Consider the following 18,712-nt stretch of genomic DNA (forward strand, 5'->3'; position numbering starts at 1 on the left):
ATGACACAATTCAAACTGGGACATGCCGCCGAGAACGAATGGCAAAAGGCCGCCGATCAGGTGATACAACAGATCGGTGCCTGCGAGGAGTGCAACCTGGCCTTCCTCTATGTCACCGACGCCTTCAGTAACGAGCTGAGCAAGCTGCTGCGTTATCTCAAGGAACAGACCGGCATTGCCCACTGGGTCGGCAGTATCGGCAATGGCATCTGCTGTACCAATACCGAATATTACGACCAGCCGGCGATCGTCGTGCTCGCCTGCCAGTTCCCGCAAGAACAGTTCCGGATCTTTGATATGGCCCAGGAAGAACAGCAGGCGCCGCCGCCGGCCAATCCCAACGACTTTTCCCTGCGCCCGGCCGTGGTCCACGGCGATCCCCGTAACGGGCATCTGCCCGAGACGATCCAGGAACTGCCCGAGCAGCTGGGCAACGGTTATCTGATCGGCGGACTCACCTCCTCGGAAAACCATTATTTCCAGGTGGCCGACGATCTGACCGAAGGCTCGCTCTCCGGCGTCATCTTCGAGGATATCCCCATGGTCACGGGGCTGAGTCAGGGCTGCACCCCTATCACCGGGCCAAGGAAGTTGACCGCCTGCGATCATCATATGGCGATCACTATCGATGACCGTCCGGCGCTGGAGGTCTTCAAGGAGGACATCGGCGAGGTCCTGGCGCGCGACATTGATCGCGCCGCCGGTTATATCTTTGCGGCCTTCCCGGTCCAGGGCAGTGACACCGGCGACTATCTGGTGCGCAACGTGATCGGCTTCGATCCGGACAATAACCTGCTGGCCATCGGCGAGCACATGAGTCCCGATACGCCGATCATGTTCTGCCGCCGCGACGGCAAATCCGCCATCGAAGACATGCAACGCATGCTGGCCGATGTCAAAAAACGGCTCAAGGGCGCCGAACCCAAAGGCGGCCTCTACATCTCCTGCCTGGGCCGGGGCCGGCATCTGTTCGGCGAAAACAGTGAGGAAATGAAAATGATCAGCGAGGTCTTCGGCGACATCCCGCTGGTCGGCTTCTACGCCAACGGCGAAATCGCCGGCCAGCGCCTGTACGGCTACACCGGCGTTTTAACTTTATTTTTATAATTTTTTTCAACGCAGAGAACGCAAAGACGCAAAGGACGCAGAGTTTTAATATTTTTCAAAATAAACTGACAATGTGAGAAACAATCGGGTCGCTTGAGTTGATTGTTGCCGATTTATCTCCAGGGATAGTAATAATTATTTATTTTCCTTTGCGTTCTCTGCGGCTTTGCGCTCTTTGCGTTAATTTCTTTATCTCTCTAACAAACAGGTTTTAGCATGGAATATCGCAAACTCGGGAACACCGATATCGACATCAGTGTCATCTGCCTGGGCACGATGACCTGGGGCGAGCAGAACACACCTGCCGAGGCGTTCGAGCAGATCGAGTATGCGCTGGCGCAGGGGGTCAACTTTATCGACACCGCCGAGCTGTATTCGATTCCGCCACAGGCGAAGACCTACGGGCGTACCGAGGAGATTATCGGCGAATGGCTGCAGAAACGCGGCCGGCGTAACGACATCGTGCTGGCCAGCAAGATCGCCGGGCCCGGCGAGAACTGGATTCCGCATATCCGCGGCGGCAAGACCCGTTATAATCGCGAGTATATCCGCCAGGCGGTGAATGCCAGTCTGCAGCGGCTGCAGACCGATTATCTCGATCTCTATCAGTTGCACTGGCCCGAGCGTCAGACCAACTTCTTTGGCCAGCTCGGCTACCAGCACCGCTTCGATGAAGATTTCACGCCATTGCTGGAAACCCTCGAGGCCCTGGAAGAGCAGCGCCAGGCGGGCAAGATTCGCCATGTGGGCGTCTCCAATGAGACCCCGTGGGGCGTCATGCGCTTTTTACAGCTGGCCGAAGCACACGATCTGCCCCGCATGCTCTCGGTGCAGAACCCTTACAGCCTGTTGAATCGCAGTTTCGAGGTGGGTCTGGCCGAGATCGCCTGTCGTGAGCAATGCGGCCTGCTGGCCTATTCACCGCTGGGTTTCGGCGTCCTCTCCGGCAAGTACCTGGGCGGCAAGAAACCGGCCGGCGCGCGCCTGACCCGTTATCCGGATTACACCCGCTACAGCAACCCGCAGGCGATCGCCGCCACCGAACAATACGTGGCACTGGCACACAAGCACAATCTGGACCCGGCACAAATGGCGCTTGCGTATATTAACAGCCGGCCGTTTCTGACCAGCAATATTGTCGGCGCCACTGACATGAACCAGCTGCAAAGCAATATTACCAGTATCGATCTGAATCTGTCCGATGAGGTACTCGCCGGTATCGAGGCTATTCACCAGAAATTCCCCAACCCCAGTCCCTGAACCAGGGGCCAAGTACTAAGTACTAAGTACTAAGTACTAAGTACTAAGAGACTGGTTAATGAGGGAGAACTCTATGACATGCCTGTTTTGTCAAATCGCCGACGGCACGCAACCGGCCGATATCGTCTATAACGATGACGATGTCATCGGCTTTCGCGACATCAATCCCCAGGCCCCGCAGCATGTGTTATTCATCCCGCGGCGCCATGTCGGTACGATTAATGATTTTGACAGCGCAGATGCCGCCCTGATCGGCAGGCTGACCCTCGCCGCGCAACACTATGCCGGCGAACAGGGGTTTGACGAGGAAGGTTACCGCGTGGTCATGAACTGCAACCGCATGGCCGGCCAGACCGTCTACCACGTCCACCTCCACCTGCTCGCCGGCCGCCCCCTCCACTGGCCGCCTGGTTAGATACTCTCTGGAAATAACGCAAAGGACGCAAAGACGCAAAGTTCGCAGAGAAAGATAATTATGTATTTATCATTCTGACCGGGAGGATCGACTCATTATTCATCGAGTTCGAATTAATCATAAAATGTTAATGGCTATATCGGCACTCGGATAGTCATGCCGTCGTTAAAATGAATATCTTTGCGTCCTCCGCGTCTTTGCGTCCTTTGCGTTTATCCCACATACCTCTAACCGCGTTGCAGGTCCTGGGGCATGACCTGGATGCCGCCGTTGAGGACGCTGGCCTTGAAGCCGTTCTGGACCAGTAAAAAGGCCGCCGCTGAACTGCGCTTGCCGGTGGTGCAGTAACAGATGTATTCGATCTCCCTGTCCAGCTCATCCAGGCGCATGCGCAGTTCGTGCAGGGGGATGTTGATGGCATGGGGCATGCGGCTATGGCGAAATTCGCGGGCGTGACGGACATCCAGCCAGCGCGCGCCGCGGGCGACACGCACCCGTGATTCGTCCGGCGAGAGCCGGGCCAGCAAGGGCTCCTTGAGAAGTGCGTCAAAATCCTCCTTGGCCAGTCGCATCACTTGCCCGTCGGTTTCCATGGTCACCGAGGCGTTGCGCTTGCCGCCGGAGAGCAGGGCTTCTTCGCCAAAGCTGCTGCCGGCATCCAGGCTGGCCAGGCGCACCGTGCGGGTCACCTGCGCCTCCCCTTCTGTAAGCACATAATAATAATCACCGGGCTCACCCTGTTCGACAATGCGATCCCCCGCCCTGACGTCCAGCGGCTGCATCTTCTCCAGCAGCTGTTTGATATTGGCCGGCGGCATCGACTCAAACGCCATGATATGGCGGACCTTGCGGATCCAGCTGCGTCCGCCTTCCGCCGCCGGGTTATCCTGTTCCGCCGGCGGCGTCACCGTCTGAGCGGACGGAGGTTCACGATCTTCGGATACCGCCATCTGATCCCACATCATCATATAATCGAGAATACTGTTCTCGATACGAATCACATGCCCGCGGGTCAGGGCTGTGGCCGTTGCCTGCCGCGGCTGTCCGTCGACCAGCGGGAAACGCGCCTCGTCATCCCGCGCGGTGATCACTTTGCTGATAGCGCCATCAGAAGAACTGAGCTGAATATCCCCGTCCAGCAGGTAGACTGTCTGGTTATCGATATCGCCCTCGCGAAACAGACTGACGCCGATACCGGGCGAATCGAGTGTCAGCAGGCTCAACAACTCTTCCAGGCGCTCGGTGGAAAGTGAGGCGATCGGTTCGTATTTTTTGAGGATTTCGATTGTTAAAACCGGCTTGTCATTCATCCGCGGCACCAATTGTGATTATTATCTTTTTGCCAGACAACTGAGTTCGGGGCCGATACGCCCCCGGAATTGACAGCCTTGCCGTCCTGTTCCATAGTCAGTCGTGTTATCTTCCTGATTTCAGGCTGCAATCCGAACTGACATTCGAACCAGTATTGTTATAAAGTAACCTGTATCAGGTATGTTAACTCCATCACATAATCATAAGCAAAAAAGGAGCACCGCGCACCATGAGTGACGACAGGGACAGGGATAAGAAAAAGAACAGGGACAACGTCATTCCTTTTCGACCGCGCCAGACCCGGGAGCGCCTGGCAGAGCCGTACCTGCCGGAGGAACTGTATATCGCCGACAAGATTGAGCGGATTGATCAGTTGCCCGTGATTCCCGAACTGGCCCTGCGTATTCTGAAACTGCGTGATGATCCCGATGCCACTGTCGAGCAGCTGGTCGACATTATTATGCTCGATCCTTCCCTGGCCGCCCAGGTCATTCGTTATGCCAACTCCCCGCTGTTCGGACAGCGTGGCCATGTCAAAACGCTGGATGATGCGATCTTTCGGGTACTCGGCTTTGAAACCGTCATGTATCTGGCCATCGGCAATTCCATGGCCGGGGCTTTCCGCTTTCCCGAATCCGGCAAACTGGGATTGAATCATTTCTGGCGCAGCGCCACCTATAGTGCTGCCCTGATGCAAAATGTGGCTGAACAGATAAAGCGGGATAAAAAATTACAACCGGGGATCGCCTATCTGTGCGGTCTGACACATAACATCGGTTTTCTGGTGCTGGCGCAACTGTTCCCGGAGAATTATCACTGGCTGAACAACGCGCTAAATTCGCATTATGGCGAGCCGGTGATTGCCCTGGAAGAAGAGCTACTGGGTATTACCCATGCACATCTGGGTGTTCGCCTGATGGAGGAATGGCAAATGCCCGGTGAGCTGCAGGCCGTTGCCGGCCATCACCATAATCTGAATTACCAGGGAGAGTTTGCCGATTATGTCTGGCTGACCCAAATTACCGATCAGCTGCTCAAACGGCACGAGCTTTCCGATGCCGATAGTGATGAGCTGGCAACCATGCTTTACCAGCAACTGGGACTATCGGAGAGCGATTTGAACAATGCACTGGATGATATTTTACAATCGGCCGATGTACTCGATACCATGGTCCGCAGCCTGATAAGCTGAGCTCCGGCACGGGCTCGCGGCAACCGATCCCACGGTAACCAGTCCCGTGCTAACCAATCCCGTGGTAACCAATTCAGAAACGTAATCCGCCCAGTCGTCGACTCGTCTGATAGCGCTGCCAGACGACCCCACCGGCAAAGGCGGCAATTCCGATCAGTACCAACCCGATCACCCAGAAAATCACAGTACTGCCGCTTTTCTTTGTTTGCGCCGCGCTGCGGGCCACGCGCAATTGCAGCTTGGAGCGTTCCGCCTTGAGCTCATCGAGCTGGCTGTTGAGCGTTTGGTTGGCTTCCTCCAGGGCATTGACCGCCTGGCGTAACTCTGTGAGCTCCTTCTCCATCGCGGCGCGCTGTTCCCTGACCTGTTCCAGCCGGATCATCGCCGGGGGTTCTTCGGTGGTATAAATATCCCTGATCCAGCCCGTCAGCCCCTTGTCGGTACGAATACGGATGTAACCATCACGCCGTGCCAGCACCTCCAGATGCATACCGGTGGTCACCACGCCCACGGGGGTTACGCGACTGTCCGGCTCCGGACGCACGCCAACCCGCAGCATGTCGCTGATATACACCTTGCCATCGTCATCCTGGGCATGCACAGATCCGCCGAGCAGACCGCTCAGGGCAAACAGGAGAATGAGTACTCGGTAAGTCATAACAGGGGCAGTGTAATGAATTTCATGGATTAATGCAGTATCGGCAGGACCGCGGGAAGATTTAGTGCTCGTTCGTGGCCGGCTGCAGCAGCCGGATCTGACGACAGTCCACATAGATCTGCTGCGCCTCCACCCGCAGCGGCACAGCGGCCAGTGATTCTCCCTGGCAGGGGCCCCAAACACAATACCCGTCCTGCGGACGGAACAGCGCGCCGTGCAGTGCGCATTGTATTAACTCCCCGTTATAGTCAAAAAACTGGTCCGGCAACCAGTTGAGTGGCACTCCGGTATGCGGGCAGCTGTTGATGTAGCCACGCAGGCGGCCCTGAAATTTGATCACAAACAGGTTCTGCTCCTCTCCCTGACATGTGAGGCTCACTTCCAGACTCCCCGGATCGTCGATCTCCTCAATATGACAAACTCTGAACTCTCTCATGCACAACTCCCTGGCCACAGATGCATCTGATCCCCTGAAAATCAGGGAAAAGCGCTTGCGTCAGAAATACAAAATGGTCAAAAATAGGCTTATAACAGCTTTAAATCGCGTTAGAGTGTGCTATTTTAGCACCAGACAAACAATCCGTTCAGAACACTCAGGAGCAATCATGGCAACGAAGAAAAAAGCCAAGAAAAAAGTCGCGAAGAAGAAAACCACTGCCAAAAAGGCCCCGGCAGTCAAAACCATCAAGGAACCAATGACCAAATCCGCGCTGTACGCCCTTATCGCCGAACGCACCGAGCTGCAGAAAAAACAGGTCGCCGCGGTATTCGATGAACTGGCTACCATCATCAACGGTCATGTCAAGCGCAACGGCGCCGGTGTCTTCACCCTGCCTGGCCTGCTGAAAATCAAGGTTGTGCGCAAGCCTGCTACCAAGGCCCGCAAAGGCATCAACCCGTTCACCGGCGAACCCACCGTATTCAAGGCCAAGCCGGCCCGCAACGTGGTCAAGGCCCAGCCGCTCAAGGCTCTCAAGGATATGGCGGCCTGAAACCGTAAGATTCGAAAGGGACTCACGGCCGGGCGTTTGCCCGGCCGTTTTCGTTATATCCCCGAAAATACAAACCCTCGAACGCTTCAATTCCCGCATTCTCCATCCCGGATATCCCCGCCATCGGTTTGCAAAGTCGCGTCAGATTGACTATCTACTGAGCATGGCCCGAAATAATCGACGGTGAAACCCATGCCCACAGACTATACATCTTTACCCCTGCGCAAATTGTCCAACCATATCGGCTATCATCGGCCACACCAGATGCTCCCCGATCACCTGACGCTGGATATGCCTGCCATTTATGCCATGACCGATCTGCAACGGGTCGCGGCTATCACGGTGGAGCCAGGTACGCGACTGGATGCCGCCAACCAGAAAATGATTGCCAATCAGGTTCGCTTGCTGTTGGTGTGCCGGGCGGATAACTCGGTGGCCGGGATCCTCACTGCCACCGATATACTGGGCGAAAAGCCGGTACAGTACATGCATGAAGTGGATTGCACCTATGCCGATATCATGGTGCGGGATATCATGACACCGCATGATGAGCTGGATGTGCTCGCCCTGAGCGACATTCAGATGGCCTGTGTCGGGGATGTTGTCGCAACCCTGCAGCAGGTAGCCCGCCAGCACGCCCTGGTCATCGATAACGATCGCTACGGCTTACAACGCGTACGCGGTATTTTTTCCGCCTCGCATATCAGCCGGCAACTGGGTATGCCCATTCCCGAAAGCGGCCGGGCTCACAGCTTTGCCGAGCTGGAACAGGCCCTGACAGCCGGCTAACCCGCCATTCCCGCTAACGGCTTCATGTTCGCGAAATCAGTTCGCTAATGCATAAATTCACGGCGCACTTGTTGAAACAAACGCCAGGCAATAAAAAACCCGCCCCGGGACGCCCGGGACGGGTTCTGTATTCAAGCGGAGGCTCGACTCTAGAAGCGGATGTCCACCCCGAAAAATGAACCGTCCTCAATCTCGAGGCTGCTGGTCACCCCTCCGGGAGTTTCGATATCCACCTCGATATTCTGAATGCCGGCAACGACGCTTGCCTGCGGCGTAATCTGGAAAGAGGCGAACAGACCCCATTCACGCAGCTTCTCGGCATCCTGAAAAGAGACCACGCCCGGTGCATAGTAGAAGAAGGCACCCAGGCCGAAACCGCCCCAGCTTTCGGGTAACATCAGCATGTCGCCGCCGATACCGATAGCGGAGACATCGTTATTGCTTGCCTCGCCATAGTAGGCCCGGCCCCCGATCGACACGATCATCGGAAAATCCAGGCTTTCACCCCGCACCTGCAGACCAGCGTGAGTCAGAAAATCATCCTCACGTACCGCTTCATCGTGATCGGTAAACAGTAGACCGAACTCGGTTTCCAGACGACCGAATTGCTGCCCGAAGGCCTCGGTGGCATAGGAAAAACGTGCGGCCTCACTGCCCAGATACGCCTTGATGGCCTCGGCGCTGGCCGTACTGCTGGCAAGTGCCAGGACGATGATCGGAATGATTCTGCTTGGCATAGTGCTCCCCTGAACTGGCTTGTTGCTGTCTGGCTTGAATCGGAATAACCGGGATATTAACGGGATTCCCCGCGAAATAATAGCATTTTTGCCCTGCCCACACAGCGTCAAAACTGCAGCAAAATCGTCCAACCAGCTCACCGCAAAGATGATCAGTCGGATTGATCGATCAGATTCTGGATACGCGCCAGCGCCTCATCCATCGCTTCACGCGAGTCGACCAGTTGTCCCTGTTCGGCCGTCTCAACATGGCGATTAAACGCGATCATATCCAGCCGGTCACGGATCGCCGGATTCTCCTGGATAAATTGCAAAAACGGCTGACAATCGACCCGGATAGCATCCACCCGGGTAACGGCCGTCACCGTCGCCGCGCGTGGCGCACCGGTCAGTACCGACCATTCCCCCAGATAGTCGCCGGCGCGCAACAGGGCAAGATTCATCGCCTCATCGCCAACCTGATGGGTGACCCGCGCCGTGCCGTAGATAATGATATACAGCGCATCGCCGGCCTCGCCTTCACCAACGATGGTTTCGCCGGGGGGAATGCCCACCAGGGAAGAGTGCTCGATCAGGGCACCGAGGCGATCGGCCGGCACATAACGGAACAGGGTCACGCGCCGCAGGGCGGTCTCGGTAATCCGCTGCTTGTAGCGCTTGATAACCGCGTGATACAGCTCCGGGCGCCCGCTGATCACTTTTTCCAGGACATCGCCGGGAATCTCCAGCAGGACGGCCGGACGGCTGACACGAACCGCCGAAATCCGTGGCAGACGAAACAGCGCGGAGATTTCACCAAACAGTTCACCGCGCCCCAGACGGGCCAGAACCGTCCCTTCCTGTTCCACCGCATCGAGCACCTCGACTTCGCCGATCACCAGGATATAGACCCGGGTATCCACCTGATCCGGACGACACAGCAGCTCACCCGGGGCGGCACTGCGCACCACGCCAAAATCGAGCAGCAACTCCTTTTCCACCTGGGTCAACAACTCCCCGAACGCCTCCTGACGTTCGATCGCCTGCTCGACGGTCTCACGCAACTGTCCGTTACCCTGCATTTCCCCTCCTGAGGCACGCCAGCGGCCAGCGCGGCATACGGATGATGACAACATTAGCAAAGCTTAATAATCGGCCCGGAACCGGCCGGAGAACAGGAAGCCTTTCACAGTTTCCATTTTAAGATGCCAGCTGGCAAAATACCCCGATGCAAAATCATGTCAATGCGGCCCACTCCGCCATCGCTCGCTAGCCGGACGCTTCCCTCGCATGTTTATTCCACTGGACAGGAAACCGGAATGGCGCAACCCCCCGCTGGTCACCCTGCTGCTGATCCTGGTCAACATCCTCTGTTTTACGCTCTGGCAGGGCGACGATGAGCGTCTCGAAGAACGGGCCTACGACTACTATTTGAACTCGGAATTGCCTGCCGTCGAATTGCCGTTATATCGCGACTATCTGGAGCAGCAGGGCTTCGACGCTCAGCGCGATCGCCAGGCAGAGGACGAGGTACTGTTATCCGCTCTGCTGACCGATAGCAAATTTCAGCAGCAGTTGAAAGACAACAAGTTGATCACACCGCAACACCCGCAATATGAAACCTGGCAGGAACAACACCGGGTTTTCCAGAATCATCTTGAACAAATCGTCACCTATCGCTTCAGTTTCAAGACCGCCGAGCCGTCCCTGACGACCCTGTTTACCCATATCTTCCTGCATGCCGACTGGGGCCATCTGATTGGCAACATGATCTTTCTGTTTTTGATCGGGTTCAGCGTGGAGATGACGCTGGGACGAAATATTTATCTGTTTGCCTATCTGGTCGCCGGATTGTGCTCCGGGCTGTTTTACTGGATGCTGGAACCCGACAGCCTGATGTGGGGCGTCGGGGCCTCGGGCGCCATCTCCGGATTGATGGGGATGTATACCGTGCTGTTCGGCCGGCGCCGGATCCGTTTTTTCTACACGCTGCTGTTTTATTTCGACTTTGTGCGGGCCCCCGCCATTATCCTGTTGCCGATCTGGCTGGGCTATGAAGTGATCACCCAGATCTACTCACCGAGCAACATCAACAACCTGGCACATATCGGCGGACTGTTGAGCGGCGCACTGATCGGTTATATCGCCCTGCGCCTGGGCAAGGCCGACCTGGACTATCTCGATCGGGAAGAAAAACAACGGGCCTATGTGGCGCGCTACCAGGAAGGACTCGATTATGTCGCCCGCATGGAACTGGACAAGGCGCGCCGGATCTTTACCCAGCTGTATCAGGACTACCCCGAGCAGATAGAAGTTGTCGAACAGCTGTTCAATATCGCCCGGCTTACGCAGGACGAGAGCATTCACGATTACGCGGTCAGACTGCTGGGCACGGAGCACGCCAGGCACATGCCGATACGCCAGTTGCGGGAGACTTTTATCGCCTATGTCGAGCAGGTCCAGCCCAACGTACGACTCGGTCCCGATCAACTGATGACACTGGCACTGCGCTTTGCCGCCGGCGGCTTTCTGGAAGATGCCGAGAAGATCGTCCTGTATCTGACCACCCGCAAAAGTGACTTTGCCCGCAACCCCGAAGGGCTGATGGCACTGGCCAGTCACTATCAGCGGAACAATAATCGCAACAAGGCCGAGAAGTATCTCAACATGCTGATCGAATGTTACCCCGACAGCCGGGAAGCCAGTCACGCCCGTCAGGCGCTGGGCTGACTGGCCCCGGCCATGCGTTCGATCACCTGACGGTATTCTTCCACATCCTGTTGCAGGGGATGGCCGGGAAATTTTTTCTTCAGAAAATCGAGCACCTGCAGCGCCTTATGCTCCTCGCCGAAATACTCGAACATAATCCGGGCGACCAGCAGATAGGCCCCCGGGATCCCTTCATAGGCCGGGAATTCCTTATGCAGGTTATTCAGCAGGCTCAAAGCCGCACGGGACTGGCCATTGCTTTTAAGCAGTTCGGCCAGTTCATGGCGTTCCCGCGCGCCGCCGGGTTTGATCTTCGGTGCAATATGCGAGGCCTCAAGATAGACCCGCATCGCCTCGGACGGTTTGTTGCTGTGTAACAGGCGGGCGACATAATCGGCACTGTGCCGCAACAGTCCGTCACGGTTTTTGGTGGCGATATAAAAGCGGTGCAGTTTTTCCCGGGCGTCAAATTCACCGGGGTTTTCTTCAATCGCCTGGATCAACCGTTGTTCGGCCTCGTCGGTTTTGCCTTCCTGCAGCAGAATATCGATATGGCGAAACCTGGGATCGCCGGGGGCTGTTTTTGAGGAAAGTGTTTCGGTTTCCAGGTATTCCTCTGTAACGCTATGCCCCAGTTGTTCGTGATATTGATAAATCACATACCCCATCATGTTGTACATGATCAGAATAAAATACATACTGATAAAATTACTGCTGGCAAACCAGAGACTCTGCGGCAGAACATTTAACAACAGGTCACTGGCAATCGCCCCGCCACTGAGCAGCAACACCAGAAAAAAACACATAATGAAATAGGACGGACCGATACGCTTGATGGTGACCAGCAACATCAACGGATTGACGGCCTTGAAAAAACTGTGCTCGACGGCCAGCACCATGATGGCGGCGGGAAAGATCACCACGGAAAACAGTGCCATCAGGACAAAGGGCCCGCCACCGAAATTCACCAGCACCTGGTAATTGAGCACGCCGAGCACAATAATCAACAGTAACTGCTTGAACGGCAACTCCAGCTCATCGGTGATCACACTGCCGGTGATGGGCCGGGGCTTGAGATAACCCTGGGCCGTATCCTCCAGAATGACAAACGCGTATTTGTAAAACACCACGCTGATCGCCAGCATGAACAACAGTCCCATCAAGGAACCCGACGCCAGCAGCGTGCTCAACACCGTCAGGGCCAGCATAAACAACAACGGAACCGGGTGCGCCGGGAACAGGAAAAAACGGGGAATCCGCTGCCAGAACGGCCGGATCAGATTGCCGGCCCCTAAAGAAGTGGTGGCTTGCCCGCACAGGGGACAGGCCGGGGCTTCACTCGCTTTATCGGGGCTGGCGCAACTCGTACAAAAATCGACCCGACACGGCTGACACTGCCAGCGCGCCGGTGTGGACGGATGATATTTGCAAAAAACCTTTTCCATAAACAACAGCGTAACTCGACACGCGCCCCCGGTAATCCATCATTATCATTGTCGCCCGGGCCGCCGGGATATTCGACTCCGGCACGCTCACGGGCGGCATTTTTTTCTGTGCTTGCGGCAGATAAAAAAACCTTCCCACTCAGTGCTCAACGGGAAGGGCTCAAGCGAAGGATGGCTTGAAATGGGGGCTGTCACTCGTGACACGAGGCAGTCTGGAAACCGGTCATTTAAAGCTAGCCCCCGGCCGCCGGGCTTTCAAGCCCCCGTCCCGAATTTTATCCCTGCCGTTTAGTGACGTTCTTTCAAGCTATTCGAAAGCTTTGCCCGGCAAGTGATTGAATTACTTTTATATCAGGATTTTCTTATATTCTTCTGACAATCCCGGCAGGGGATCACATACCCGATCATACTCTGCCGACCGGCCTCGCTCTGTACCCAGGGACGATTCTGCCAGGGCGGACGATGACGCACATGCCGGCGATGACCGCAGGAGAGTTCGGCAACCCAGTCGCCCTCTTCATCCTGCACAAAACCGGTAATACTGACCAGAGACTCAGTCACGAAAATTGGTAAACTGCAGTGGCATCTCCAGGTTGGCCTCCTTGAGCGCCGCGATCGCCGCCTGCAAATCATCGCGCTTTTTGCCGGTAATCCGCACCTGCTCGCCCTGTATCTGGGTTTGTACCTTGAGCTTGCTGTCCTTGATCAGTTTGACGATCTTCCTGGCCAGGGCCTGATCGATGCCTTCTTTCATGGTCACATTCTGACGTACCTGCTTGCCGGCATGTTCGACATTGCCCGGTTCCATGCAATCCAGATCCACGCCCCGTTTGCTGAGTTTGTTGCGCAGAATATCCAGCATCTGCTTGAGCTGAAAATCGGCATCGCCATGCAGGGTGACGGTTTTGTCATTCATTTCAAACTTTGCCCCGCTGCCCTTGAAGTCAAAACGGGTCGAGACTTCACGATTGGCCTGGTCCACCGCGTTGGTGACCTCGTGCATATCGATTTCGGATACCACATCAAAACTGGGCATGCCGGCTCCTTGTTGTCATTTAGCGCAGGATGAACGACGATTTTATGGAGCTGTTGCTCTCAGGTCTACCCCGGGCAAACAGCCAGGCCAGATCGATGCGCTGAATCTGCTCACCACTGCCGTTGCCGATTCGAAACACCGGTTTACGACTCACCTTCCCACTGGTGCCAGTGAATAATATGTTCTTCATATTGTTCGGGATGAATATAGGCTTCGCTGATGACCTTGCCTTCGATCGCGATCCCCGCCTCTGCCACCGTGTCCGGATCGCCGCTGATCAGCGGATGCCATTGGGGCAAGGGGCGCCCTTCGGCCAGCCGTCGATAGGCACAACTGCCCGGTAAATGATCGATCAGATCCGGCAGGCTTTGCGGGGTCAGGGCCAGGCATTCGGGGACTTCAACAAGCCGGTTGGCATAGCAATCACACTGACAGCCAGGCTGCTGTAAATGCCGGCAAACGATACTGGTAAAATACAGCTCACCACTGTCCACATCTTCCAGCTTGAGCAGGCAACAGCGTCCACACCGGTCGCACAGGGATTCCCATTCGGCCGGGGTCATTTCGGCCAGCGACTTGTGCCGCCAGAAATCAGCCACGCTGTAAAAACGCGTTCAGATTGCGTACCAGGGCACGTTTGTCGCGATCCGACAAAAACCGGCCCAGCTCCACTTCCTCGCCATGACAGCGCAGGCGAACCTGGCTGCTATACCAGGGATGCGAGGGAGGCGTCACGTGCAGGCGGCACCAGTAACGGGGGCAGTGCCATTCGAGCACCGGCCGGCGCCGCCCGCGTTGAAAACGGATTTCCTGGTGATTGAACTGGACCACTTCCTGCACCCGGGTTTTCAGTGAAACATAATAAAGCAGCCCGAACAGGGCCATGATCTCGATGCCCGCAAAGGGCAGTATCAGCCACGCCCCGGCCAGGGCAAACCCGACGGCAAAGGAGAGACAGAGCAGCGCGGCCAGCCCCACAATCCAGAGATTGGCCCGCCAGCTCGAGGGCGGATGGGGACGCAGAATGATGCACCCCCGATCCCAGCCGGTGTCGTGCTCGATCTGCAGCATCACTCAGCGGGCTTCGAGAAAATTGACCCCGACCCGGTAACAGTGCGGGGTCAAATCCACATGCCGGATCTCCGCCTGAACATTCAACTGCCGATGCTTGCCCAGCGTATTGACCTCGAACCGCAGCCAGACCTTCTCTCCGACCTGAACCGACCGCTTGCTGAGCACCGCCATGCCAGTGAGGGAAAAATCCGACGATTCCAGCAACTGCTCATCGCCTTCGCGACGGATCAGATAAACACGGCGTCGAAACGGAATACGCCGATGTTGTCGCTTTTCCATAACCCCCTCCTGCCTTCTGCGGCGGGTCGTCTCCTGTTTCAAGCATAGACCATTTCGAGGCATGTCCCAGGCAGGCACGCAGTTATTCCTCCCGACTATCGAGCCCGCGCCCCTGACCGGGGTGATCGCGGCCCGTTTTGCGCAGACCCGGCGGGTACTTGCGACGGTGTTCCTGGTAATCCCGCCAGGGCTCCTGCGAATGGGCTTCCAGGGTGATATGTTCGCCGAGGCGCAGTCGAAACCGGCGCGGTAATTCGGCGGAGACGCGCCAGCGGCCATCGCTGTAATAAAAATAGACGCCCCGGTCCGTATCAAAATAGATCCCGCTGCGCGGGTAATAGCGATATTCGCGCTGCTGCGCCCGGCGGCCGTGAGCCGGGGCATGCGCCGGTGGCCCGGGCCGGGAATCGGCTCGCGACACAGGGCTCGGCTCACCCCACTCGCCCCCCACGCTGCCGCCCGTGTTCTGGCAGGCCCCGAGCCAGGGCAGGAATAACGCCAGAGCGGTGATTTGTATCACTCGCCCGGTTTGAGACATGGAAAATCCCTCCTGTAGTGGCCCGACAGAATCCTGTCCCGGCGGCGCCGGCTCAGTGCTGAGCCGGATTCCAGTGTTCGCGCAACTCGTCAATTTTGTAACGTCGCCCATCCACTTCGAAATCGACAAAGGTCAGTGCAATGCCTTCATCGGTTTCACGTATCACTTTCATGTTGAAGGCGATCTCGGGACGGGCGGAATCGAGAAATTGCAGCTTGATATGCGCGCCGATAGGCAGACGCAGGCGATGGCGCAGATCGACAAACAGGCCGGCATCGGAAATATCCCGGGTGACAGCCTGAATGACACCAAAGGTGGAGTGACTGATTCGGACCCGGGCCGGGACCGGCTTGCGGAACTGGAAGCGCTTCTCGCGAACATCAAAATAAGAGGAGAGTCTGGCCATCATTCTCCGTTCATCCCGGCAATTGTGATCGTCCACAGGAGTGAGTTCTTTTTATCTGGCGGCAAATTCTAGCCTGACTCGCGGCAAAGCCCAAGCCTCATCTGTGACGAGCCAATCACATTCCCGGGGGACGCCTGAGAGGGGGTGAGGGAAACCCCCGGTATCTAGCCGTCCCGGCCGGGTCGGGCAGTCGCCATCACCAGTATCACCAGCCCCACTACCAGGGCCACGATAACGACCCCTTCCAGATGTTCGAGAAGAAAAGCCAGCATCCGCTCAGGCCGATTCCTGTCGTTCGGCGCATTCGATACACAGTTCGGCGTAGGGCACGGCTTCCAGGCGGGCCTCGGCAATCGGTTTGCCGCAGGCCAGGCACAGCCCGTACTCATCCCGTTCGAGTCGCTGCAATGCCTGGTCGATCAGCGTCAGGGTCTGACGGGCTTCTTCGTCCAGCGCCGAGAGAACCTCTTCGTTTTCCAGCTCCACGGCCTGTTCTTCCGAATCGGCACTGGCGGGTAGTTGACTGTCATCGGCGATGGCCGTCACCCGTTCGAGTAATTCGCGCCGCTTGTTCAGCAGCACCTGACGGTAGTGCGCGGTATCAGACATGGTTGGGCATTCCAGCGTGCAATGAATTGTGTCTCCACCGTAAGTCAGAGCGCGCCAGCAAAGCAAGCACCGGTTATTTTTTCTTTTTCATACTATTACGCAATTCCGCCATCGTGCCGCGCCGGCCCTGGTTTTCATAATCGAGAAACATCAGCCCCATGCCATCGGTGGCGAGGCGAATCACCTGCATGTTAAAGACAATATCCGGCGATCGGGACTGGGGCAGGATCATTTTCAGCTGTTCCCCTTCCTGCAGCGGAAGCGGATGATCGGTTACGACAAACACGCCGCCGTCGGAAATATCCCGGGTCGAGCCTTCCACCATATCGAAATTGGCGTGATACAGTCTGACCCGCGCATTGACCAGTTTGCGCTTGTAATGGCGGCGCTCTTCCATACACATCTCCCCCGCAATTCGACACTGAATTCTTATTCACTGACCCATATTCACATTATGGGTAAAGACGGTCACAGCCGCAACGTGGCGGCCGAACAACAGACTTGTGTCCGGCTATCGGCAAATTTGAACCCGCCTGCGAGGGAGACGAAATAACAGTTCCCAATCCCCTATCACCCCCTGCAGGGTGGAACAAGCGAGACGGCTCCACCTGAACCTCGCAAAATCGGGATCCGTCGCGTTGCGCCTTGATCCAGGCGATTTAGTAAAATGGACGAGTATTCGGAACGCTTATTCAGTGCCGATCACCAAACGGCGTCTGCCCCTCATCGATGAAGCGCAGCACCAGGCCCTGCTCGTCGAGGCGCACGAAAGCCATGGTGAAGATCACATCCAGGGAGTCGGCCTCGAGCTGGAAATAGTCGCTGCCCAGATCGTGACCATTGTGATGGGGAATATCGCCACTGAGGCGCACCGCCCCCGGGGACCAGTCCTCGACCCGGCTGCGAAGGCTGCCCAGGACCGGGTGATAGAGACGCACCGTCGCACCGGCGCTCTGACGAACAAACTGACGACGCTCCTGTTTCATCTGCCACCTCCGCAAGGCCAGGTCTGAAACCCGGAAATTTTGTGTGCGCGTCAGTTGAGCTTAGTCCGCCAGCGGGAAAATACCAGTTATTCGCCGCCGATGGCCGGCTATTCAAGCCACCAGCCGCTGAATTCGACCTGACCCACCGGCATATGCTCGATATAGCGAGAGGCTTTTTTGAGCAGGGTATAGCACTCAAGTTGCTCTATCTGGCGGGTATAGGAGCCGAACTCCTCCGGCACGGAGAGATTCAGCTCGATCTCGCCGTCGGGCTGAACGAAAAACTGCAGGCTGTTGCCCTTCTCATCGATGATCCCGAGCAGATTGCGCGGATAGCCCAGGACGCCGCCCTGCAGAATGGCCAGAATCTGCTCCAGCGCCATATAGCGGGCCTCGTCGATGGAAATGAACTCCTCGGCGATATGGTCCGTATAAAAACAGATATAGCCTTCGACCTGTTCAGTCATGCGAGTCCGTCCCGCCGCCGGCACGGCGTTCCAGCTGATAACCGACCCAGGCCAGGATCCCGCCGATCACCAGAAACAGCACGGTCTGGGCCGAAGCGGGCGACAGCGGCGCGTAGACATACGGCGCCAGCAAGCGCCACAGGGCAAACAGCGCCAGCACGCTGCCCAGCAGCAACAGAATTCGTCCGAATATCACCTTGTTCTCCCGAACTGAACTATTCAATAAAGTCGAGCCGATCCTGCACGGCGGCAATGCCCCGGGCCGCACACTCGGCATCGATATCCCCTCCCGGCGCCCCGCTGACGCCAATGGCCGCGATGTTCGTGCCCGCCGCCTGAACCGGCAGCCCGCCATCCATCACCACAATCCCGTCGATATGATTGAGTTCCTGGCGAATATCCTGACGACTGCCGCGAAATTGCCCGGAAGGAATGCCCGACATGATCACCAGATTGGCCTTCTCCTCGGCAATTTGCAGGGTAAAGCGGCTGGCCAGGGTATCGCGCATCGCCATCTGGGTATTGCCGTTACGATCCACCACGACCGCACTGACCTGATAACCCTTTTCCCGGCAGTCCTTGACCGCCGCCCCGGCAATCTCGGCGGCCAGATCCATGGTGATCCGTTTCACGCTGATCACCTCGTTGGCCTGCAACGGCAGCGCCGCCAGCAGCAGCGCGCCCGCCAGATAAACACCGTATCGCCCTGTTCTCATTCTTGCC

27 protein-coding genes are annotated in these 18,712 nt (G+C 56.8%); 7 read left to right on the forward strand and 20 right to left on the reverse strand.

Annotated features, from left to right (window positions below):
• The 3 genes from U5K34_RS15625 to U5K34_RS15635 all read left to right on the forward strand — a co-directional run bounded on the left by U5K34_RS15625 (nt 1) and on the right by U5K34_RS15635 (nt 2,782).
• Nucleotides 1-1,107 carry an FIST signal transduction protein gene (locus U5K34_RS15625; RefSeq protein ID WP_322569333.1) on the forward strand — a complete coding sequence of 369 codons (1,107 nt, stop codon included), beginning with the start codon at nt 1-3 and terminating at the stop codon, nt 1,105-1,107.
• Between the two features lie 216 nt (nt 1,108-1,323).
• Complete coding sequence (locus tag U5K34_RS15630) at nt 1,324-2,367, forward strand: NADP(H)-dependent aldo-keto reductase (protein ID WP_322569334.1); 1,044 nt, start codon at nt 1,324-1,326, stop codon at nt 2,365-2,367.
• A gap of 73 nt (nt 2,368-2,440) precedes the next feature.
• On the forward strand, nt 2,441-2,782 hold the full coding sequence (locus U5K34_RS15635) for a histidine triad nucleotide-binding protein (protein ID WP_322569335.1): 342 nt from the start codon (nt 2,441-2,443) through the stop codon (nt 2,780-2,782).
• Nucleotides 2,783-3,009: 227 nt separating this feature from the next.
• Here U5K34_RS15635 and U5K34_RS15640 read toward each other — a convergent pair whose 3' ends face one another.
• Nucleotides 3,010-4,092, reverse strand: coding sequence for a cyclic nucleotide-binding domain-containing protein (locus U5K34_RS15640; RefSeq protein ID WP_322569336.1), 1,083 nt, complete (start codon nt 4,090-4,092; stop codon nt 3,010-3,012).
• 230 nt (nt 4,093-4,322) lie between these two features.
• On the opposite strand from U5K34_RS15640, the gene U5K34_RS15645 reads away from it, so the two are divergent.
• Entirely contained in the window at nt 4,323-5,285 is a 963-nt protein-coding gene (locus tag U5K34_RS15645; protein WP_322569337.1) for an HDOD domain-containing protein, read from the forward strand.
• Nucleotides 5,286-5,358: 73 nt separating this feature from the next.
• On the opposite strand, the gene U5K34_RS15650 is transcribed toward U5K34_RS15645, so the two are convergent.
• Complete coding sequence (locus U5K34_RS15650) at nt 5,359-5,943, reverse strand: TIGR04211 family SH3 domain-containing protein (RefSeq protein ID WP_322569338.1); 585 nt, start codon at nt 5,941-5,943, stop codon at nt 5,359-5,361.
• Nucleotides 5,944-6,004: 61 nt separating this feature from the next.
• Complete coding sequence (locus U5K34_RS15655) at nt 6,005-6,379, reverse strand: Rieske (2Fe-2S) protein (RefSeq protein ID WP_322569339.1); 375 nt, start codon at nt 6,377-6,379, stop codon at nt 6,005-6,007.
• 169 nt (nt 6,380-6,548) lie between these two features.
• Between U5K34_RS15655 and U5K34_RS15660 the strand changes: the two genes are divergently transcribed.
• Together U5K34_RS15660 and U5K34_RS15665 are read left to right on the forward strand one after the other, a co-directional pair.
• Complete coding sequence (locus tag U5K34_RS15660) at nt 6,549-6,935, forward strand: HU family DNA-binding protein (RefSeq protein ID WP_322569340.1); 387 nt, start codon at nt 6,549-6,551, stop codon at nt 6,933-6,935.
• Between the two features lie 192 nt (nt 6,936-7,127).
• Nucleotides 7,128-7,724 carry a CBS domain-containing protein gene (locus U5K34_RS15665; RefSeq protein ID WP_322569341.1) on the forward strand — a complete coding sequence of 199 codons (597 nt, stop codon included), beginning with the start codon at nt 7,128-7,130 and terminating at the stop codon, nt 7,722-7,724.
• A 149-nt stretch (nt 7,725-7,873) separates the two neighbouring features.
• Here U5K34_RS15665 and U5K34_RS15670 read toward each other — a convergent pair whose 3' ends face one another.
• Both U5K34_RS15670 and U5K34_RS15675 read right to left on the reverse strand, forming a co-directional pair.
• Complete coding sequence (locus U5K34_RS15670; protein ID WP_322569342.1) at nt 7,874-8,461, reverse strand: hypothetical protein; 588 nt, start codon at nt 8,459-8,461, stop codon at nt 7,874-7,876.
• A 152-nt stretch (nt 8,462-8,613) separates the two neighbouring features.
• A complete protein-coding gene (locus U5K34_RS15675) occupies nt 8,614-9,522 on the reverse strand; it encodes a cyclic nucleotide-binding domain-containing protein (RefSeq protein WP_322569343.1) in 909 nt (302 codons plus the stop codon).
• Between the two features lie 208 nt (nt 9,523-9,730).
• On the opposite strand from U5K34_RS15675, the gene U5K34_RS15680 reads away from it, so the two are divergent.
• On the forward strand, nt 9,731-11,170 hold the full coding sequence (locus U5K34_RS15680) for a rhomboid family intramembrane serine protease (protein WP_322569344.1): 1,440 nt from the start codon (nt 9,731-9,733) through the stop codon (nt 11,168-11,170).
• Here the strand turns inward: U5K34_RS15680 and U5K34_RS15685 are convergent.
• The 15 genes from U5K34_RS15685 to U5K34_RS15755 form a co-directional block, all read right to left on the reverse strand.
• The gene (locus U5K34_RS15685) at nt 11,155-12,594 is read right to left on the reverse strand and encodes a hypothetical protein (protein ID WP_322569345.1); all 1,440 of its coding nucleotides are present in this window, start codon (nt 12,592-12,594) and stop codon (nt 11,155-11,157) included. The genes U5K34_RS15680 and U5K34_RS15685 overlap by 16 nt on opposite strands.
• Before the next feature lie 351 nt (nt 12,595-12,945).
• Nucleotides 12,946-13,155: a DUF3565 domain-containing protein gene (locus U5K34_RS15690; RefSeq protein WP_322569346.1), complete on the reverse strand. Its 210-nt coding sequence runs from the start codon at nt 13,153-13,155 to the stop codon at nt 12,946-12,948.
• The gene (locus U5K34_RS15695; RefSeq protein WP_322569347.1) at nt 13,148-13,630 is read right to left on the reverse strand and encodes a YajQ family cyclic di-GMP-binding protein; all 483 of its coding nucleotides are present in this window, start codon (nt 13,628-13,630) and stop codon (nt 13,148-13,150) included. Before U5K34_RS15695 ends, U5K34_RS15690 begins: the two co-directional genes overlap by 8 nt.
• Nucleotides 13,631-13,649: 19 nt before the next feature.
• Nucleotides 13,650-13,784: a hypothetical protein gene (locus tag U5K34_RS15700; RefSeq protein ID WP_322569348.1), complete on the reverse strand. Its 135-nt coding sequence runs from the start codon at nt 13,782-13,784 to the stop codon at nt 13,650-13,652.
• Nucleotides 13,774-14,229 (reverse strand): YcgN family cysteine cluster protein, encoded by a 456-nt coding sequence (locus U5K34_RS15705; protein ID WP_322569349.1) that lies wholly within the window; start codon nt 14,227-14,229, stop codon nt 13,774-13,776. Before U5K34_RS15705 ends, U5K34_RS15700 begins: the two co-directional genes overlap by 11 nt.
• Entirely contained in the window at nt 14,222-14,701 is a 480-nt protein-coding gene (locus U5K34_RS15710) for a DUF2244 domain-containing protein (protein WP_322569402.1), read from the reverse strand. Before U5K34_RS15710 ends, U5K34_RS15705 begins: the two co-directional genes overlap by 8 nt.
• A 3-nt stretch (nt 14,702-14,704) precedes the next feature.
• A complete protein-coding gene (locus tag U5K34_RS15715; RefSeq protein WP_322569350.1) occupies nt 14,705-14,983 on the reverse strand; it encodes a PilZ domain-containing protein in 279 nt (92 codons plus the stop codon).
• A gap of 82 nt (nt 14,984-15,065) precedes the next feature.
• A complete protein-coding gene (locus U5K34_RS15720) occupies nt 15,066-15,521 on the reverse strand; it encodes a hypothetical protein (RefSeq protein ID WP_322569351.1) in 456 nt (151 codons plus the stop codon).
• A 52-nt stretch (nt 15,522-15,573) separates the two neighbouring features.
• Nucleotides 15,574-15,930, reverse strand: a complete 357-nt coding sequence (locus U5K34_RS15725) for a PilZ domain-containing protein (protein ID WP_322569352.1) — start codon at nt 15,928-15,930, stop codon at nt 15,574-15,576.
• Between the two features lie 273 nt (nt 15,931-16,203).
• Complete coding sequence (locus tag U5K34_RS15730; protein WP_322569353.1) at nt 16,204-16,536, reverse strand: TraR/DksA family transcriptional regulator; 333 nt, start codon at nt 16,534-16,536, stop codon at nt 16,204-16,206.
• A 73-nt stretch (nt 16,537-16,609) separates the two neighbouring features.
• Nucleotides 16,610-16,933 (reverse strand): PilZ domain-containing protein, encoded by a 324-nt coding sequence (locus U5K34_RS15735; protein ID WP_322569354.1) that lies wholly within the window; start codon nt 16,931-16,933, stop codon nt 16,610-16,612.
• Nucleotides 16,934-17,228: 295 nt separating this feature from the next.
• Entirely contained in the window at nt 17,229-17,522 is a 294-nt protein-coding gene (locus U5K34_RS15740; protein ID WP_322569355.1) for a hypothetical protein, read from the reverse strand.
• A gap of 107 nt (nt 17,523-17,629) precedes the next feature.
• A complete protein-coding gene (locus U5K34_RS15745) occupies nt 17,630-17,989 on the reverse strand; it encodes a hypothetical protein (protein ID WP_322569356.1) in 360 nt (119 codons plus the stop codon).
• Nucleotides 17,982-18,212, reverse strand: a complete 231-nt coding sequence (locus U5K34_RS15750) for a hypothetical protein (protein ID WP_322569357.1) — start codon at nt 18,210-18,212, stop codon at nt 17,982-17,984. The genes U5K34_RS15745 and U5K34_RS15750 overlap by 8 nt, the downstream gene beginning before the upstream one ends.
• Nucleotides 18,205-18,705 carry a heme-binding protein gene (locus tag U5K34_RS15755; RefSeq protein WP_322569358.1) on the reverse strand — a complete coding sequence of 167 codons (501 nt, stop codon included), beginning with the start codon at nt 18,703-18,705 and terminating at the stop codon, nt 18,205-18,207. The genes U5K34_RS15750 and U5K34_RS15755 overlap by 8 nt, the downstream gene beginning before the upstream one ends.
• Nucleotides 18,706-18,712 lie beyond the last annotated feature (7 nt).

Source organism: Thiohalophilus sp., assembly GCF_034521165.1.
Classification (GTDB): Bacteria; Pseudomonadota; Gammaproteobacteria; order UBA6429; family Thiohalophilaceae; genus Thiohalophilus.

Coding starts and splice junctions, on each gene's coding strand:
- U5K34_RS15625 (WP_322569333.1), top strand. CDS start 1: ATGACACAATTCAAACTGGGACATGCCGCCGAGAACGAATGGCAAAAG.
- U5K34_RS15630 (WP_322569334.1), top strand. CDS start 1,324: ATGGAATATCGCAAACTCGGGAACACCGATATCGACATCAGTGTCATC.
- U5K34_RS15635 (WP_322569335.1), top strand. CDS start 2,441: ATGACATGCCTGTTTTGTCAAATCGCCGACGGCACGCAACCGGCCGAT.
- U5K34_RS15640 (WP_322569336.1), bottom strand. CDS start 4,092: ATGAATGACAAGCCGGTTTTAACAATCGAAATCCTCAAAAAATACGAA.
- U5K34_RS15645 (WP_322569337.1), top strand. CDS start 4,323: ATGAGTGACGACAGGGACAGGGATAAGAAAAAGAACAGGGACAACGTC.
- U5K34_RS15650 (WP_322569338.1), bottom strand. CDS start 5,943: ATGACTTACCGAGTACTCATTCTCCTGTTTGCCCTGAGCGGTCTGCTC.
- U5K34_RS15655 (WP_322569339.1), bottom strand. CDS start 6,379: ATGAGAGAGTTCAGAGTTTGTCATATTGAGGAGATCGACGATCCGGGG.
- U5K34_RS15660 (WP_322569340.1), top strand. CDS start 6,549: ATGGCAACGAAGAAAAAAGCCAAGAAAAAAGTCGCGAAGAAGAAAACC.
- U5K34_RS15665 (WP_322569341.1), top strand. CDS start 7,128: ATGCCCACAGACTATACATCTTTACCCCTGCGCAAATTGTCCAACCAT.
- U5K34_RS15670 (WP_322569342.1), bottom strand. CDS start 8,461: ATGCCAAGCAGAATCATTCCGATCATCGTCCTGGCACTTGCCAGCAGT.
- U5K34_RS15675 (WP_322569343.1), bottom strand. CDS start 9,522: ATGCAGGGTAACGGACAGTTGCGTGAGACCGTCGAGCAGGCGATCGAA.
- U5K34_RS15680 (WP_322569344.1), top strand. CDS start 9,731: ATGTTTATTCCACTGGACAGGAAACCGGAATGGCGCAACCCCCCGCTG.
- U5K34_RS15685 (WP_322569345.1), bottom strand. CDS start 12,594: ATGGAAAAGGTTTTTTGCAAATATCATCCGTCCACACCGGCGCGCTGG.
- U5K34_RS15695 (WP_322569347.1), bottom strand. CDS start 13,630: ATGCCCAGTTTTGATGTGGTATCCGAAATCGATATGCACGAGGTCACC.
- U5K34_RS15710 (WP_322569402.1), bottom strand. CDS start 14,701: ATGCTGCAGATCGAGCACGACACCGGCTGGGATCGGGGGTGCATCATT.
- U5K34_RS15715 (WP_322569350.1), bottom strand. CDS start 14,983: ATGGAAAAGCGACAACATCGGCGTATTCCGTTTCGACGCCGTGTTTAT.
- U5K34_RS15720 (WP_322569351.1), bottom strand. CDS start 15,521: ATGTCTCAAACCGGGCGAGTGATACAAATCACCGCTCTGGCGTTATTC.
- U5K34_RS15725 (WP_322569352.1), bottom strand. CDS start 15,930: ATGATGGCCAGACTCTCCTCTTATTTTGATGTTCGCGAGAAGCGCTTC.
- U5K34_RS15730 (WP_322569353.1), bottom strand. CDS start 16,536: ATGTCTGATACCGCGCACTACCGTCAGGTGCTGCTGAACAAGCGGCGC.
- U5K34_RS15735 (WP_322569354.1), bottom strand. CDS start 16,933: ATGGAAGAGCGCCGCCATTACAAGCGCAAACTGGTCAATGCGCGGGTC.
- U5K34_RS15740 (WP_322569355.1), bottom strand. CDS start 17,522: ATGAAACAGGAGCGTCGTCAGTTTGTTCGTCAGAGCGCCGGTGCGACG.
- U5K34_RS15745 (WP_322569356.1), bottom strand. CDS start 17,989: ATGACTGAACAGGTCGAAGGCTATATCTGTTTTTATACGGACCATATC.
- U5K34_RS15755 (WP_322569358.1), bottom strand. CDS start 18,705: ATGAGAACAGGGCGATACGGTGTTTATCTGGCGGGCGCGCTGCTGCTG.